This window comes from Parvularcula maris, assembly GCF_024505085.1.
Lineage (GTDB): Bacteria > Pseudomonadota > Alphaproteobacteria > Caulobacterales > Parvularculaceae > Parvularcula > Parvularcula maris.
Genome location: NZ_JANIBC010000036.1, coordinates 1 through 1,410, shown reverse-complemented (window position 1 = coordinate 1,410; position 1,410 = coordinate 1). Strand labels below are relative to the sequence as shown.

1 pseudogene is annotated in these 1,410 nt (G+C 63.0%); it reads left to right on the top strand.

What is annotated here, in order from left to right:
• Window positions 1–80 precede the first annotated feature (80 nt).
• Window positions 81–1,410, top strand: a pseudogene (locus NOG11_RS14835) (transposase); the annotation flags it as partial.

The window sequence follows — 1,410 nt, the reverse complement described above, 5'->3', positions numbered from 1 at the left end:
GCGCGATTGTGTTGAAAAACTCACTTCGTCCGTAGGCCGAACACGTCTGATCTCTTTGCGAAGCGTTGGAGATGCTGGCGATGATGGGCGATCGGCTGAGTGGGCAGGAGCAGCTGTTCTACGAGTTCTCGCTCGAAGGGTTCATACCGAAGGATCACCTGCTCCGTTCGGTGGACCGGTTCATCGATTTGGCAGGCGTCAGAACGAAGCTTCAGTCCTTCTATAGCTCGACTGGGCGCCCATCGGTCTGTCCCGAACTCATGATCCGGATGCTTTTGGTGGGGTATCTCCTCGGCATCCGGTCGGAGCGGCGCCTCTGCGAGGAGGTTCACCTTAACCTCGCCTACCGGTGGTTCTGTCGGCTCGGCCTGGACGGGCAAGTGCCCGACCACTCGACCTTCTCGAAGAACCGGCACGGGCGCTTCCGCGAGAGCGATCTCTTCCGGCAGCTCTTCGACGAGGTCGTTCGGCGATGCATGGCCGAAGGACTGGTGGGCGGCGAAGGCTTCTCCGTGGATGCGAACCTGATCGCGGCGGACGCCGACCGCTGCAAGGGACCGCCGGGCGAGGAAGGCCTGCCTCCCGACAAGACCAGCCGTGCCATCGCGGAGTATCTTGAGACCCTAGACGATGCTGCCTTCGGTGCCGCGACGACGAAGGTGCCGAAGTTCATCTCCGCGACCGATCCCGCCTCGCGCTGGACCGGCGCGCATCGCGGGCCAGCCTTTTTTGCCTACAGCGTCAACTATCTCACCCGTAACGAGAACGCGGTGATCGTCGACGTCGAGCCCAGCACCGCGATCCGGCAGGGTGAGGTTCTGGCGACGAAGAGGATGATCGAACGGACCGAAGAACGCCACGCCCTCTACCCGGAGCGCCTTGCTGGAGACACGGGCTACGGCTCTGCGGAGATGCTCGGTTGGCTGGTCGAGGGTGAGGCGGGAAAGCAAACGTGGAAGGACCCGCGTTTGCCCGCCGAACGGGATCGAGCCGCACATCCCGGTCTTTGATAAGAGCCGACGCCGCGACGGTACATTTAGCCGCGAAGACTTTCGGTACGAACTCGAGGGCGACCGCTACATCTGCCCCTCCGGGAAGGAGCTGGTTCGATACCGTCGAGCTGGACGGGCGGCGAAAGCCAAGCCGTGCACTGACGGCATCGTCCGATACTACGCCCTGAAAGCGGACTGCGAAGCCTGCCCACTGAAGCTACGATGCTGCCCGAAGACACCCCAGCGGAAGGTCACCAGGCACGTCCACGAGGGAGCGCGCGACCTGGCGCGCGAACTCTCGAAGACCAATGCCTATGCTCGCTTGCGGCGGGAGCGAAAGAAGGTCGAGATGTGCTTTGCCCACCTGAAACGGGTTCTGAAGCTGAGGCAGCTCAGACTGCGTGGACCAACCGGCGCC